Origin of the sequence: Blautia coccoides (assembly GCF_034355335.1) — a bacterium.
In the GTDB taxonomy this organism is placed as follows: domain Bacteria; phylum Bacillota; class Clostridia; order Lachnospirales; family Lachnospiraceae; genus Blautia; species Blautia producta.
This window is the reverse complement of the sequence record NZ_CP136422.1, coordinates 3,919,550-3,933,575: the sequence shown is the minus strand read 5'-3', so window position 1 is coordinate 3,933,575 and position 14,026 is coordinate 3,919,550. Positions and strand designations below refer to the sequence as shown.

Genomic DNA, 14,026 nt, shown 5'->3' with positions numbered 1-14,026 from the left:
AATGGAAGCAGCTATCAGAATTGAGGGGCTGGTGAAGAGCTATGAGAAGTTTTCACTGGATCATATCACTATGGAAATCCCAGCGGGCAGTATTGTAGGACTGGTTGGAGCCAACGGAGCCGGGAAGACTACTCTGATCAAGTGTATTCTTGGAATTATAAAGAAGGATGCCGGTGAGATTTATGTGGACGGGGAGAAACTGGAGGAAAAGGATGACGACTGGAAAAATCAGGTGGGCATGGTACTGGCGGAATCCAACTTTCATGAAACTATGAACGCATTCCAGATAGGCAGGATCATGGAAAATATTTTCAGTCAATGGGATAGGGGGCTGTACGAAAAATATCTGGGTGATTTTAAACTGGAACCTAAAAAGTTGATCAAGGATTACTCCAGAGGAATGAAAATGAAACTGCAGATCGCAGTGGCGCTCTCGCACAGAGCGAAGATACTTATCTTTGACGAAGCCACCAGCGGCCTTGACCCTCTGGTGAGGGATGATCTGCTGGATATTCTGCTGGAATATATTCAGGACGAGGAAAATACAGTGCTTTTATCCTCACATATTATCAGCGATCTGGAGAAGGTATCTGATTATATAGCATTTATCCAGAACGGGCATCTGCTGTTTATGGAAAATAAAGATGAACTTCTCTATCACTACGGTGTGGGAAAATGTTCAAAAGAAGATTACAGTGCACTGGATAAAAAGGGAATCATGAGGCTGAAAAGAGGAGCTTTGGGATATGAATTTTTGGTGAGGGACAGGCAGGAATTCTTAAGCAGGTATCCTGATATGATAATGGACGCACCGGATATCGAAGAAGTTCTGCTGCTTTTGGAGAAAGGTGAGGTGATATCATGAAAGGGTTGATATTAAAGGATATATACGGCATCAGAATTACTCAAAAAACGTATATCTTGTTATTCTTGTTTTTGTGTATATTTGGTTATATCATGAAAAGCCCGGGGTATGTGGGGGTCATGTGTATTGTGGTATTTGCGACATCAATTCTCAGTCTGTTTAATGCTGACCAGTATTACCATTGGGACACATATGCGGCTTCCCTTCCTCTGGGAAAAAAGACAGTTGTGCGTGCAAGATATCTGTTAGTCATTGTTATGTCAGTAGGGATTGCCCTATTTACAGCGGTAATCACAGGGATAACAGCTGCGCTTTTGAATGCGGATGTGGCTAAGGAGATATTCAGTTCCGTTTCTGCCTGCATAATCATCCCCATTTATTCGGCAATTATTATTCCTGTCATATATAAGCTGGGCGTTGAAAAAGGAAGGGTAGTTTTTGTGATGCTTTTTTTGGCTCCAACTATAGTGATGTTGCTTATAAAAGATATAATACAGGGGACGAGAATGGAATCTGCGCTGATCGATCTTCTGCAGAATCCAAATGGAAAGATGATAATTGTGGGAGTGGCTTTGGCAGTAAGTATTCTGGTTTTAGCAGTCTCTTATGTGATATCGGTCAGGATTTACAGCAGTAAGGAATTCTGATTCAGAAAAGAACTCTGTTTGCTCTGCATTGTCGTACAGATGCGATAATTGTTTTCTTGACTTTAAAATTGTACAGTGATACATTATTCTTGATAGAATAATTGAATCAACAAAGTACGGAGGAGTTGGGATAATGTCACAGGAAGAGAAGCTGCTGCGGGCAAAAGAGATCATTGAAAACAGCAGATATCTGGTATGTCTGTTGGGAATGCGGGTGAGCAGCCAGTGCGGATGCACAAATTGGAGGTCTGATCAGGACGCGTATGACATTGAAACCAGATACGGATGTTCCCCTGAGGAAATGTTCAGTGCTGAGTTCTATAATACGAGAGTGACCCAGTTTTACGACTTTTACAAACGAGAAATCCTCAGCAAAAGAGGAAGGATCAATGAGGGCATGAAGACTCTGAAGCGTTTGGAAGACAGAGGAATCCTGCAGGCTGTCATAACCCGTGATATCTATTCTCTGCCAAAGAGGGCAGGATGTAAGAAAGTATTGGAAATCCACGGAAGTATTTATCGGAATGTATGCCCAAAATGCAGGGCGAAATATCCCATGAAAGCAGTGGCAGAGTGTGCAGGGACTCCTAAGTGTACGAAATGCGGCACAACCATCCGACCGGAGGTTTGCCTTCGGGGAGAAATGGTGAACAATTCACTTTTGACACGTGCTGTGGATGAGGTGGGAATGGCAGACACCCTGCTTCTTCTGGGATGCAGTATGCATTCCCAGTTGGCGAAAACATATGTGAAATATTTTGACGGGGATAAGATCATCCTCATCAATGACCAGGATCATTATGCGGATAATACAGCGAATCTGGTTATTGACGGAAAGGCTATGGACGTAATGAGTAAATTGGGTCTGTAGTATGGGAAAAGTAAAAAGGGGTATGGTGGAAAGACTTGCTTAGGCAGGTCTTTCTTTATGTATGATATTGTATTATAATATTTAATTTTATATTTATAGTGATGAAATATATAGGAATTTTGTCTACTTTTCATTCTATAATTCCATATATAAATTTATAATTTCTGCGTCTCTGTATATTTTTACTCAAGTTGCATAAGAATGCCTTGATATATCAGTATTCCTAAAGCTTCTTACGTTTACAAGGTGACTCAAATACCGCAATGCAGAGTGTAAAACAGGTGTCCGAGCCGTCACCCTGGTTATGAGCAGGCGGGTAGAGAGAAGTTAGGGTTCAGTTCTTGTGGGCTGATGATTCTGGTAGATACGGGAGGCTTGCTGATATAGATGGATAGGACACATGGGCCATGTAGAATGGAAACCAAGACTTGACTAAATCGGCAGGAATAAAAAACAGCAATTATTAAGAAAACTATTGATTATATGGCATATATGCCATATAATATTAATAGAAAAACTAAGGGGATATACAATGGATAAATTCAATATTGAATTTTATACTAAAGATAATGGAGATAAACCGGCAAAAGATTTTTTATTATCTCTTGATACAAAAATGAGGGCTAAACTGATGGGGATTATTGGAATTTTGGAAGAAAAGGAGAATCAGCTAAGAGAACCATATAGTAAGCATTTATCGGATGGAATTTTTGAAATACGCGGCAAAGTTGGTTCGGATATTACTAGAATATTATATTTCTTTTATTATGAGGGAAGAATCGTATTAACAAATGGCTTTGTGAAAAAGTCGCAGGAAACGCCGAAACAAGAGATTGATCTTGCAAAAAAGTATAGAAATGATTTTATAGAAAGGGTGAAAAATAATGAGTGAATTCAAAGAATTTTTGAACGAACAATTACAAGATCCAGAGTTTAGAGAAGAATACGAAAATCTTCAGCCTGAATTTGACGTTATTCGGGCAATGGTTGATGCTAGAATTTCTCAGAACCTTACACAAAAAGAACTTGCTGACAAAACAGGGATTGATCAGGCTGATATTAGCAAATTGGAGAACGGCACTAGAAATCCATCTTTAAAACTTTTGAAAAGGTTGGCTGATGGAATGGGAATGGATTTGAAAATTGATTTTATACCCAAAAAGACGGCAAACTTTAAAGCGTGAAAAGACATAATGTAATGGCAGCTCATCCGTTTACTATCTTAATGCGGAAGAGGACTAAAAAGGAATCATTGTGATTATTTTCCACATCGTAAAAGAAAAAAAGTTGTTCTCTATATTAATAAGTGGCTATCTGTTATCAGGTAGTCACTTTTTATGCGAAATAAAGTAGAGTGGCTATGGATAGGGTAACAGTGATTTTTATTTAATCACATTGAATATCATATAAATAGTGACAAGAAGATTATTTTAGGAGATAGAGAAAATATGATGGATTATGGAACAATAGATGTAAAGTTGAATGAAATGCTCGAAAAATGCTGCTTAAGCAAAAATAAATTGTGTTTTATGGCCCAATTGGAACGGAAACAATTGAATAAACTTTGTAATAACGATGCTGTCAGGATTGATTTTGGCGTACTCAGCCGGATATGTTATGCTTTAGATTGTGATATATCAGATATATTGATATATAAGAAACCTAAAAAGATATAGAAACGTATAGAAAAGAATATCTGGTTGATAATACCAGATATTCTTTTTTATACATCAAAAGGTATATATTCTGCTATATCTTCAATTCTACAGTTTAATATTGTACATAAATCATCGATAGTTGTAGTATTAATAGGTTTGTTATGTCGTAATTTATGCAGGGTAGCACTTGAAATTCCATAAGAATTAATTAAAGTATATGTGCTCTCACCAGATTTTTCAAGGGTCTTCCAAAACGGCATATATGTTATCATATCTTTATCAACCTTTCTTTAATTATAATAATATATAGTTTTGTTCTTGACTATAGTCATTATATTGACTATAATTACTATATTAAATTTTAGAAAGAAGGTTATTGCTTGGAAAAAGCCAAAGAGAAAGGAATTTTACAACTAACAAATATGGAAGCAGAAATCCTCAAACATAGAGAAGATATTTTAGAAAAAATAATACTTGCTATTATATTTAAAAAGAAAAATGACGATGCAACTCTAAAAGATAAAGACCACTAATAGGGACTTTTTAATTTGGATATTTCTATGGAAAAAATTATAGAAACAAAATATTAGACATTTTAGGAGAAATCCTGAAGGAACAGATGAGACTATGAATAATTGCCGCTATGACAAATTCGGGAAATACTAACCTGTATACATAACAAAACCCCGGCTTTTATGCCGGGGTAAGTGTAGGAATGTAGGTGCACGAGTAATGTATGAATAGTCTATGAATTACCTACATAAACCCAATTTGTATTACTTTTCATTAACCTGTAAATCCTTGATTTTGTAGTCTTTCTTAGAATTTACCTTCTTTAGCCGCTTCCTCAACAGCAACAGCAACAGCAACAGTCATACCAACCATTGGGTTGTTACCTGCGCCGATCAGACCCATCATCTCAACGTGAGCCGGAACAGAAGAGGAACCAGCGAACTGTGCATCAGAGTGCATACGTCCTAAGGTATCAGTCATACCGTAGGAAGCAGGGCCTGCTGCCATGTTGTCTGGATGCAGAGTACGTCCTGTACCACCGCCGGAAGCAACGGAGAAGTATTTTCTACCGGCTTCGATACGCTCTTTTTTGTAGGTACCTGCAACCGGGTGCTGGAATCTGGTCGGGTTGGTGGAGTTACCTGTGATGGAAACGTCAACGTCTTCCTTCCACATGATAGCAACACCTTCACGTACATCGTTAGCGCCGTAGCAGTTAACTTTTGCACGAAGTCCCTCAGAGTAAGCTTTTCTGAATACTTCTTTTAACTCGCCTGTTGTGTAGTCATACTCTGTCTCTACATATGTAAATCCGTTGATACGCGCGATGATCTGGGCGGCGTCTTTTCCGAGACCGTTCAGGATTACGCGCAGAGGCTCTTTGCGGACCTTGTTTGCTTTCTCAGCGATACCGATAGCACCCTCAGCAGCAGCGAAGGACTCGTGTCCTGCCAGGAATGCGAAGCACTGGGTATCTTCTTCCAGAAGCATTTTGCCTAAGTTTCCGTGTCCAAGACCTACTTTACGCTGATCAGCAACGGAACCCGGGATACAGAATGCCTGAAGTCCTTCACCGATAGCGGCAGCAGCATCAGCAGCTTTTCTACAGCCTTTTTTGATGGCAATGGCAGCACCTACAGTGTAAGCCCATTTTGCATTCTCAAAGCAGATTGGCTGGATGCCTTCTACCATTTTGTAAACATCGAGACCGGCAGCTTTTGTAACTTCAGCAGCTTCTTCGATGGTGTTAATGCCGTATTCATTGAGAGCGGCAAGAATTTGTTTTTCTCTTCTTTCATATGATTCAAATAAAGCCATTAATTTATCCTCCTATTCTTTCTATGACAGATCTTACAGCGTATGTATAATTATTCTTTTCTCGGGTCAATGATCTTCACTGCATCGTCAACGCGGCCGTACTGTCCCTGAGCTTTTTCAAATGCTGTGTTGGCGTCATCGCCTGCTTTGATGAAGTCCATCATTTTTCCGAAGCTTATGAATTTGTAGCCGATGATTTCATCATCTTCGTTTAAAGCGATGCCAGTAACGTAACCGTCTGTCATTTCCAGATAACGAGGTCCTTTTTTCAGTGTACCGTACATAGTACCAACCTGAGAACGAAGGCCCTTTCCTAAATCTTCCAGACCTGCACCGATAGGAAGTCCGTCTTCAGAGAATGCACTCTGGGTTCTTCCGTATACGATCTGTAAGAATAATTCTCTCATAGCAGTATTGATAGCATCACATACAAGGTCAGTGTTCAGAGCTTCCAAAATGGTTCTTCCTGGTAAAATCTCAGATGCCATAGCAGCAGAGTGAGTCATACCGGAACATCCGATCGTCTCCACCAGTGCCTCCTGGATTACACCATCCTTTACATTCAATGTTAATTTACAGGTACCCTGCTGTGGTGCGCACCAGCCCACACCGTGTGTTAAACCGGAGATATCCTTTATTTCTTTTGCCTGTACCCATTTTGCTTCTTCCGGGATTGGAGCTGCGCCGTGGTTTACACCCTGATGTACCTGACACATTGTTTCTACTTCGTGTGAATAAATCATTTTAAAACTCCTTTCAAGAATATATTTACTTCAAGTGCGTTAGAAATTTAACGTCCTATTCCAATTCATTTTCTCACAAAGTGACAAAAAAATCCAGACTTATTTTTTAAAAAAACAAAATTAAGAGCTGTCTGTCCCTGTAAATGGAAGAATGTGGTGAGACACAGATTTTTCACATATCAAAAACCTGTTCTTTTAGGTTCATTTAAGGTTGATTTTTTATACTGAAATCCAAAACAGACGACAGAAGGGAATGAATAAAAACGAAAAAACAACTAAATATTAAAGGAAAATGGAAACAATTACCGAAAAAGAAAAAAATAGCAGCAGGGGCGGTCACTGTGGTGGTGATCGTGGGCATATCCGGGTCAGTGATCCTACGGAACCATAATGAGAGCGGTGTACCGATTATGGGAAGCCAGGCAGTAAAAGAGGCGTCCGCAGAGAAGGGGAGCATTTCTAAAACCATAGTGGGAACCGGCAACCTGGAGGCGGACACACCGGTAAATGTGACTGTGCCCTCCGGTGTGGTCATTGATGAGGTGAAGGTGGAGAGCGGTGACCATGTTTCGGCAGGGGATGTGCTGGCAACTGTGGACAACGCCTCTGTGCTCAGCGCCATGAGAGATGTCCAGGAGAAAATTGAAAATCTGGATGGAGAGATCAATGAGACAAAAGATGAGACAGAGGCCGGAGAACTTACAGCCAGTGTGGACGGCAGAGTGAAGCGGATCTATGTGTCCCAGGGCAGCAGCATTGCGGACAGTATGTTGGAAAACGGGGCGGTCATGCTTCTTTCCATTGATGGGAAGATGGCTGTAAAGCTGGAATTGACCGGTGCTGCCGCTGAAGGTGACAGTGTCACAGTGCTCCTTTTGGACGGAAGTGAAAAAACAGGAACCATAGAGAGTATTGACGGCAGCACCTGTGTGATCACCTTTTCAGACAGCGGTGTGGGTATAGGGGAAAATGTATCTGTTACGGACGCAGAGGGAACAATCCTTGGCAGCGGAGAAGCGTACATACACCAGCAGTTAGCTGTGACAGCTACGGGAGGCACGGTGGAGGAAATTAAAGTGTCAGAGGATGAATCTGTCAGTGCTGGCACCACGCTTCTGACACTGACAGAGACTACGCAGTCTGTAAAATATTTGGAGGCTCTGGCAGAGCGGGAGGCTTATGCAGAGACTCTGCAGAAGTTAATAGAGCTTTCCGGGAGCGGTTCTGTCAAGGCGGAGATGGATGGTACCATTCAGAGTGTCAATGTATCAGCCGGCAGTTCAGATAGCAGTCAGAGCAGCAGTGTCTCTCAGGCATCTGTATCAGGAAGTTCATCAGGCAGGGTGAGCAATATGTCATATCAGGCATCAGATATGAGGGGCTATTCCTACGAGGTAATCACCCTGGCAGATACCGGGGGAAAAATGGAGGAGAGCAGCTTTTTGACAGAGAGCAGTACGGAAGCGGAAACACGTTTGGCTGCGGCGGAACAGGAAACAAAAATACAGTTGGAGGTAGCTGGTGAAAGAGAGAGTACATCTGCTCTTTTAGCCCTGGCAGAACCCAGAGCCGGAGAAAAGCCGCAGTCAGATATTGCCGCTGCAGATGGCAGTTATACGGGAACTGTGACATATCAGCCGGGGGATGATCCCTTTGCCGCTGATACGGTCTATCAGGCACAGGTACAGCTTACGGCCAATGAGGGATGGTATTTTCAGGTAGACAGCATTTTCCGTATTGAGAGCGGTGCGGTATCAGGAATAACAGTGTCATCTGATAACAAGATACTTTCCTTTACCATCACCTATCCTGCCACAGAAAAGAACAGCGGTAATGACTCCGGAACAGGCACAACAGACCAGAACGGAGACGACAGCGGAACAGGAAGCAGCGGAACAGGTATCGACGGAACAGGGAGCAGCAGTACAGGAAACAGCGGAGCAGGTACTGGCAGCACAGGAAACAGTGGAACAGGAAACAGCGGAGCAGGTACTGGCAGCACAGGAAGCAGCGGAACAGGAATCAGCAGCACCGGAAATAACGGCGGAATCAGTAACTCTGGCGGAAATGACGGTAGTACCAGCGGTACTGACAACAGTACCGGAAACGGTACAGGTACGTTAGGACTTGGGGAGACAGGGGCAGGAAGTTCTGGCGCAGGAACCAGTGGTTCGGGGACATCAACTGCTGCATTGAGCAGCAGCGGCTCATCAAGCGGCAGCTCAGACAGCACAGACACAGCACAGGCATCCCAGTACAGTACAGATGTGGCGGCATTTACTATTTCATCGGATGACAATATGGTTTTATCCGTAAATGTAGATGAACTGGACATTAACTCTGTGTCAAAAGGCCAGACAGCCGCACTGACTTTTGATGCCATCGAGGATAAGGAATTTGAAGGAGAAGTTACGAAAGTGGGCAGCAGCGCAAGTGCCAGCGGCGGTGTGGCAAAATACAGCGTGAATATTACAGTGGCCCGGGATTCCCGGATGAAGACAGGCATGAATGCGTCCGCCACTATCACAGTGGAGAGCAGGGAGGATGTCATCACCATTCCGGTAGATGCCATTCAGGAGAAAGGAAACAGGACATTTGTCTATACCGGCAGGGACGCAGAGGGAAATCCAAGCGATGAGACAGAAGTGACAACAGGCCTCTCTGACGGCAGTACAGTGGAAATCACAGAGGGACTGGCAGAAGGAGACACGGTATATTATCAGAGAATCTCCTCTGACAACAGTTCCGGCGGCGAGAGCGGCGGTATGTTCGGTGATTTCGGCGGTATGGGCGGCGGCGTGATGGAAGACAGGGGCAGCGGTTCCGGGGGAAAGGGAAACATGCCGGATTTCGGCGGACAGGGACAGATGCAGTCTCCGCCGTCTATGAACTAAGGCGGTGATGAAATGATTATATTAAAAGATGTATCTAAGATTTACCGTATGGGAACCAGTGAGGTCCGTGCTCTTGACCATGCTACCATGGAGATTGAGAAGGGAGAATTTGTCAGCATTGTAGGCCCGTCAGGGTCCGGAAAGTCCACGGTTATGAATATTATCGGATGCCTGGATACCGCGGATGAGGGAGCATATATCCTGGACGGCACCGCCATAGAGCAGTATTCGGAGACGGAACTTGCCAGGATAAGAAATAAAAAGATCGGGTTCATTTTCCAGAATTTCAACCTTCTTCCCCGGCTGAGCGCGGAAGAAAATGTGGAACTCCCCATGATCTACCAGAAAGTAAAGGCTGCGGACAGGAAGAGAAAGGTGAGAGAGGCCCTGGAGCGAGTAGAACTGACACACAGAATGCACCACCGCCCTACGGAACTGTCCGGCGGGCAGCAGCAGCGGGTGGCGATCGCCAGAGCCTTGGTGACAGAACCTTCCCTGTTTCTGGCAGATGAACCCACAGGCAATCTGGATTCCCGCACAGGCGAGGAGATTATGGATCTGTTCCATGAACTTCATCAGGCAGGGAACACCATTGTCCTAATTACACACGATGATCAGGTGGCAGATGAGGCAGAGCGGAAAATCTGCATCAGAGACGGCAAAGTGAGCGAGGTGAGGATATGATGATACAGTCATTGAAAATGGCCTGGAACGCGGTCTGCTCCAATAAGATGCGGACATTTCTCACCATGCTTGGCATCATCATCGGTGTGATCGCCCTGGTGGTGTTGGTGTCCATTGCGGATGGGGCCACCTCTTCAGTCACGGATCAGATATCCGGTATGGGCTCCAACTACCTGACCGTGACCATAACAGATGACAAGGAGAATCCCCTGCGCCTTTTAGAACTTTCTGATTTTACGGAAAATGAAAATATTGAGGAGACTGCTCCGTTTTCCAGGACCAGCGTCACAGCCAAAAGCGGATATGTGGACGGAACCATGACACTGATAGGAACCACGGGCAGTTACCTGGATATTCAGAATCTGGAACTAGCATACGGGCGGAACATCAAGAATACAGATGTGGAGAACAATTCCTATGTGGTGATCCTCACAAAAGATTCCGCCAAAGAGCTTTTCGGCTATGCGGATGCAGTAGGCGAGACAGTAGCGCTGGACGGAAGGAGCTTTCTCGTGATCGGAATCCTGGATGAGGAGGAATCAGCTTCCGCTGCACAGATGTCGGCCGGTTCTGAGGAGGAGAGCAGCAGCGTCATGCTGGAGGGATATATTCCCTACTCCACCATGACCCGGATCGCTGACAATATTCTGTATGTGACACAGTTTTATGCCTCTGCATCCAGTGAAGACACCATGGATTTTGCGGAGCTTTCCATGGAACAGATGATGCTGGAACGGTTCGGCGGTGATGAGGATGCCTTTTCCATTGTCAGCCAGTCTGAGCTGATGGAAACCATGGAGAGTGTGACCAATACCCTGTCGCTTATGCTGGGCGGTATCGCTGCTATTTCCCTGTTGGTGGGAGGCGTAGGCATTATGAATATTATGCTGGTGTCCGTGACAGAGAGGACCAGGGAGATCGGCATCCGCAAAGCCATCGGAGCAGGCCGCGGGAGTATCATGATGCAGTTTCTAATAGAAGCGCTGCTGGTAAGTCTTATGGGCTGTCTCATAGGGATCGGTACATCCTGGGGAATATTGAGGCTGATCGGAAAAGTGAGTCAGGACGCGATGAACTTTTCCATGGCTCCGGAGGTAGTATGGGCAGCAGTGGCATTTTCAGGAGTGATCGGCGTGCTCTTTGGATTGTACCCGGCCAATAAGGCGGCAAAAAAGCGTCCCATAGATGCATTGCGTTATTCGGGATGAGTGGGAAAGCGGTTAAGATTTGAGTTGACAAAACCATTTGCTCCTGTTAATATGGTTAAGTAAATTTAATTAAATTTGCAAAACTAATATACAAGGAGGACGCAGATGGATATAGTAAAAGGTGTTAACGATTTCTACTATCACATGTCACTCTATGAGCTGCAGGTGATGAATGGAAACGATTATTATAACGGACTTTCTTACAACAGCATTCTATATATCAACGTAATGGAACAGATGAAGGAGTGTACAGTCAGCAAGATCGCAGATGCCCTGAAGATCACAAAGTCCGCTGTGACCCTGAAGATCAATGAACTGGTAAAGCAGGGTGTGGTAATAAAAAAACAGAGCGAAAAAGACAAGCGGGTTTATTATCTGGAGTTAAGCCCTCACATGGAGCAGGTTTTAGGGATATACGACCAGGTATTTTACAAAATAGAGAGGGAACTGAAAGAAAAATATTCGCAAGAGCAGCTTGATACGTTTGGGGAAGTGCTGAAGACCATATGCGGATATGAATGGAGGAACATGCAGGATGATTGATCAGGGACTTGAAAGAAAAATAACAATTCCCTCTATCCTGAAATTCGCTCTTCCCTCCATGGTCATGATGGTTGTCATGTCCCTGTATACAGTGGTGGACGGTATGTTTGTGTCAAGGCTTGTGGGCACGGACGCCTTCTCCGCCGTCAACATTGTTTACCCCTTACTCAGCTTTGTCATTGCTTTGGGTACCATGTTCGGAACCGGCATCACAGCCATTGTTTCAAGAAAGCTGGGTGAGGGAAAGCAGCAGGAAGCCAATGAAAATGTGACCTTTATCACTTTATTTGCCGTAGGGCTTGGCATTGTGATCACGATCCTCTCCTTTGTCTTTCTGGAAAAGATCATTTATATGCTGGGAGCAAATGAGGATATTTACGCATACTGTTACGCCTATGCCTTTCCTCTGCTCATCTTCCAGCCGGCCAATATTCTGCAGTTGGAATTCCAAAGCCTCTTTGTGGCGAACGGAAAGCCCCACATTGGCCTTACCGTCACAGTGGCAGGAGGGCTGGCCAATGTGATACTGGATTATGTATTCATCGGTGTATTCCATATGGGGATTGCCGGTGCAGCAGTGGCTACAGGTATCGGCTACTGCATTCCCGCATTTTTCAGCATTTTTTACTTTACCTTTAACCGAAAGGCACAGCTTCATTTTGTAAAGCCTAAGATGGATTGGAGGGTACTGCTCAATTCCATGACAAATGGTTCCTCAGAGATGGTGAGCAATCTGTCGGGAAGTATCACCACATTTTTATTTAATATTATTATGATGCGTTTGGTGGGGAATGAAGGTGTTGCAGCAATTTCCATTCTCCTGTATCTGGACTTTGTGCTGATCGCCATAAGCCTTGGTTATTCCATGGGAGTGGCGCCGTTGTTCAGCTATAATTACGGAGGCGGTCATGTACAGAAACTGCGGAAACTCTATAAGATCAGCGTCGGGTTCTGCATGGGGGTAGGTGTGGTGATGACCGTGGGAACCCTGCTTTTTTCCGGGACACTGGCATCTGTTTTTGCTGAGAGGGGAAGCCGGGTATATGAGCTTGCCACTGCCGGACTTATGGTTTACGCTTTCGGATATCTGTTCAAGGGCTACAATATTTTCAGCTCGGCCATGTTTACTGCTTTTGGAGACGGTAAGGTTTCCGCAATCCTGTCTTTTATGCGTACCCTGGTATTTCTGGTCGCTTTTTTGATCGGTTTCTCTGTTTTATTTGGTGTAAACGGTGTCTGGAGCGCGTCTCTGGCAGCAGAATTTATGGCATTTGCCCTGGCAGTATTCTATACCATTAAGAAAAAATCAGCCTATCACTACCTTCCCTGAGAGGGAATCGTGGACGTGGATGTAGGAATATAGTATACTATGAGTATGTAAATTCTGAAGTCGTAAAGGAACTGGGGGAGGCGGTGTGTGCTTGAGAGGATGGGATATGCTTCTGCTGCCGGCGACGGCAGCTCTTATGGTTTTTCTGGGAACTGCGTATGTGAGAAAAAAGCATGAAACAGGCAGAAAGGAAATCGGTTACAAAGTCTCCGCAACGCTGATGGCGGTGATACCGGCTCTTTGTCTTGCGGTTCGGGAACAGAACAGAGTTTCCTGGCTCATAGCAGCGAGAACTGTCTGTTGTATGGCTGCCGATGGATTTTTGGAGGTGTGTTTTGTGGCAGGGGCTGCTGTGTTTGCTGCGGCTCATCTGTGCTTTATCGGGGGAATGCTGTGTCTGGCATCACCGGATCGGTTTACGCTGCTCTTATTTGTCTGTGTATATGCAGTGCTCTTTGCCATACTCAGGTCCTATATCAGAGAGCTCGGTAAGCTGGCAGCCTTAGGTGCGCTGTATGTGGCATTTCTCTGCGCTATGTTCTCCATGGCAGGGACTGTGTTTTTTGAAAATCCGGGACTGGCCGGCGCAGCAGCGGCTCTTGGTGGGGCGGCGTTTGTGGCGTCGGATACGATACTGGCGGTGAACCTATTGGGTGAAAAAAACAGCAGGAGATTAGATAAAATACTTCTGGTCCTGTACTACGGGGCAGTTTACCTGCTGGCTGTGTGCAGATATCTGCCGGGATGAGGTTA

16 protein-coding genes are annotated in these 14,026 nt (G+C 44.5%); 13 read left to right on the top strand and 3 right to left on the bottom strand.

Going from position 1 to position 14,026, the window contains the following annotated elements; genetic code table 11:
• Position 1: 1 nt before the first annotated feature.
• The 6 genes from BLCOC_RS17705 to BLCOC_RS27645 all read left to right on the top strand — a co-directional run bounded on the left by BLCOC_RS17705 (position 2) and on the right by BLCOC_RS27645 (position 4,059).
• Positions 2 to 865, top strand: coding sequence for an ABC transporter ATP-binding protein (locus BLCOC_RS17705; protein WP_115622926.1), 864 nt, complete (start codon positions 2 to 4; stop codon positions 863 to 865).
• Positions 862 to 1,512, top strand: a complete 651-nt coding sequence (locus tag BLCOC_RS17700; protein ID WP_115622925.1) for an ABC-2 transporter permease — start codon at positions 862 to 864, stop codon at positions 1,510 to 1,512. Before BLCOC_RS17705 ends, BLCOC_RS17700 begins: the two co-directional genes overlap by 4 nt.
• A 133-nt stretch (positions 1,513 to 1,645) precedes the next feature.
• A complete protein-coding gene (locus BLCOC_RS17695; RefSeq protein ID WP_115622924.1) occupies positions 1,646 to 2,383 on the top strand; it encodes an SIR2 family NAD-dependent protein deacylase in 738 nt (245 codons plus the stop codon).
• Between the two features lie 532 nt (positions 2,384 to 2,915).
• Positions 2,916 to 3,275 carry a type II toxin-antitoxin system RelE/ParE family toxin gene (locus tag BLCOC_RS17690; protein ID WP_115622923.1) on the top strand — a complete coding sequence of 120 codons (360 nt, stop codon included), beginning with the start codon at positions 2,916 to 2,918 and terminating at the stop codon, positions 3,273 to 3,275.
• Complete coding sequence (locus BLCOC_RS17685) at positions 3,268 to 3,567, top strand: helix-turn-helix domain-containing protein (protein WP_115622922.1); 300 nt, start codon at positions 3,268 to 3,270, stop codon at positions 3,565 to 3,567. The genes BLCOC_RS17690 and BLCOC_RS17685 overlap by 8 nt, the downstream gene beginning before the upstream one ends.
• Positions 3,568 to 3,831: 264 nt before the next feature.
• The gene (locus BLCOC_RS27645; protein WP_322255201.1) at positions 3,832 to 4,059 is read left to right on the top strand and encodes a helix-turn-helix domain-containing protein; all 228 of its coding nucleotides are present in this window, start codon (positions 3,832 to 3,834) and stop codon (positions 4,057 to 4,059) included.
• A gap of 47 nt (positions 4,060 to 4,106) precedes the next feature.
• On the opposite strand, the gene BLCOC_RS27640 is transcribed toward BLCOC_RS27645, so the two are convergent.
• A complete protein-coding gene (locus BLCOC_RS27640; protein ID WP_369845299.1) occupies positions 4,107 to 4,301 on the bottom strand; it encodes a helix-turn-helix domain-containing protein in 195 nt (64 codons plus the stop codon).
• 120 nt (positions 4,302 to 4,421) lie between these two features.
• Here BLCOC_RS27640 and BLCOC_RS17670 point away from each other — a divergent pair, with 120 nt between their 5' ends.
• Complete coding sequence (locus BLCOC_RS17670) at positions 4,422 to 4,574, top strand: hypothetical protein (protein ID WP_165907151.1); 153 nt, start codon at positions 4,422 to 4,424, stop codon at positions 4,572 to 4,574.
• 286 nt (positions 4,575 to 4,860) lie between these two features.
• On the opposite strand, the gene BLCOC_RS17665 is transcribed toward BLCOC_RS17670, so the two are convergent.
• Both BLCOC_RS17665 and BLCOC_RS17660 read right to left on the bottom strand, forming a co-directional pair.
• Positions 4,861 to 5,871 carry a GGGtGRT protein gene (locus tag BLCOC_RS17665; RefSeq protein ID WP_115622920.1) on the bottom strand — a complete coding sequence of 337 codons (1,011 nt, stop codon included), beginning with the start codon at positions 5,869 to 5,871 and terminating at the stop codon, positions 4,861 to 4,863.
• A gap of 50 nt (positions 5,872 to 5,921) precedes the next feature.
• Positions 5,922 to 6,614 (bottom strand): iron-sulfur cluster assembly scaffold protein, encoded by a 693-nt coding sequence (locus tag BLCOC_RS17660; RefSeq protein WP_018596358.1) that lies wholly within the window; start codon positions 6,612 to 6,614, stop codon positions 5,922 to 5,924.
• A 341-nt stretch (positions 6,615 to 6,955) separates the two neighbouring features.
• Between BLCOC_RS17660 and BLCOC_RS17655 the strand changes: the two genes are divergently transcribed.
• The 6 genes from BLCOC_RS17655 to BLCOC_RS17630 all read left to right on the top strand — a co-directional run bounded on the left by BLCOC_RS17655 (position 6,956) and on the right by BLCOC_RS17630 (position 14,021).
• On the top strand, positions 6,956 to 9,508 hold the full coding sequence (locus BLCOC_RS17655) for a permuted SH3 domain-containing protein (RefSeq protein ID WP_115622919.1): 2,553 nt from the start codon (positions 6,956 to 6,958) through the stop codon (positions 9,506 to 9,508).
• 12 nt (positions 9,509 to 9,520) lie between these two features.
• Entirely contained in the window at positions 9,521 to 10,192 is a 672-nt protein-coding gene (locus BLCOC_RS17650) for an ABC transporter ATP-binding protein (RefSeq protein WP_115622918.1), read from the top strand.
• Complete coding sequence (locus tag BLCOC_RS17645; RefSeq protein WP_242998967.1) at positions 10,189 to 11,400, top strand: ABC transporter permease; 1,212 nt, start codon at positions 10,189 to 10,191, stop codon at positions 11,398 to 11,400. The genes BLCOC_RS17650 and BLCOC_RS17645 overlap by 4 nt, the downstream gene beginning before the upstream one ends.
• A 105-nt stretch (positions 11,401 to 11,505) precedes the next feature.
• A complete protein-coding gene (locus tag BLCOC_RS17640) occupies positions 11,506 to 11,943 on the top strand; it encodes a MarR family winged helix-turn-helix transcriptional regulator (protein ID WP_029468602.1) in 438 nt (145 codons plus the stop codon).
• The gene (locus BLCOC_RS17635) at positions 11,936 to 13,273 is read left to right on the top strand and encodes an MATE family efflux transporter (protein WP_155857209.1); all 1,338 of its coding nucleotides are present in this window, start codon (positions 11,936 to 11,938) and stop codon (positions 13,271 to 13,273) included. The genes BLCOC_RS17640 and BLCOC_RS17635 overlap by 8 nt, the downstream gene beginning before the upstream one ends.
• Positions 13,274 to 13,364: 91 nt before the next feature.
• The gene (locus BLCOC_RS17630) at positions 13,365 to 14,021 is read left to right on the top strand and encodes a lysoplasmalogenase family protein (protein ID WP_131918270.1); all 657 of its coding nucleotides are present in this window, start codon (positions 13,365 to 13,367) and stop codon (positions 14,019 to 14,021) included.
• Positions 14,022 to 14,026 lie beyond the last annotated feature (5 nt).

Coding starts and splice junctions, on each gene's coding strand:
- BLCOC_RS17705 (WP_115622926.1), top strand. CDS start 2: ATGGAAGCAGCTATCAGAATTGAGGGGCTGGTGAAGAGCTATGAGAAG.
- BLCOC_RS17700 (WP_115622925.1), top strand. CDS start 862: ATGAAAGGGTTGATATTAAAGGATATATACGGCATCAGAATTACTCAA.
- BLCOC_RS17695 (WP_115622924.1), top strand. CDS start 1,646: ATGTCACAGGAAGAGAAGCTGCTGCGGGCAAAAGAGATCATTGAAAAC.
- BLCOC_RS17690 (WP_115622923.1), top strand. CDS start 2,916: ATGGATAAATTCAATATTGAATTTTATACTAAAGATAATGGAGATAAA.
- BLCOC_RS17685 (WP_115622922.1), top strand. CDS start 3,268: ATGAGTGAATTCAAAGAATTTTTGAACGAACAATTACAAGATCCAGAG.
- BLCOC_RS27645 (WP_322255201.1), top strand. CDS start 3,832: ATGATGGATTATGGAACAATAGATGTAAAGTTGAATGAAATGCTCGAA.
- BLCOC_RS27640 (WP_369845299.1), bottom strand. CDS start 4,301: ATGCCGTTTTGGAAGACCCTTGAAAAATCTGGTGAGAGCACATATACT.
- BLCOC_RS17665 (WP_115622920.1), bottom strand. CDS start 5,871: ATGGCTTTATTTGAATCATATGAAAGAAGAGAAAAACAAATTCTTGCC.
- BLCOC_RS17660 (WP_018596358.1), bottom strand. CDS start 6,614: ATGATTTATTCACACGAAGTAGAAACAATGTGTCAGGTACATCAGGGT.
- BLCOC_RS17650 (WP_115622918.1), top strand. CDS start 9,521: ATGATTATATTAAAAGATGTATCTAAGATTTACCGTATGGGAACCAGT.
- BLCOC_RS17645 (WP_242998967.1), top strand. CDS start 10,189: ATGATGATACAGTCATTGAAAATGGCCTGGAACGCGGTCTGCTCCAAT.
- BLCOC_RS17640 (WP_029468602.1), top strand. CDS start 11,506: ATGGATATAGTAAAAGGTGTTAACGATTTCTACTATCACATGTCACTC.
- BLCOC_RS17635 (WP_155857209.1), top strand. CDS start 11,936: ATGATTGATCAGGGACTTGAAAGAAAAATAACAATTCCCTCTATCCTG.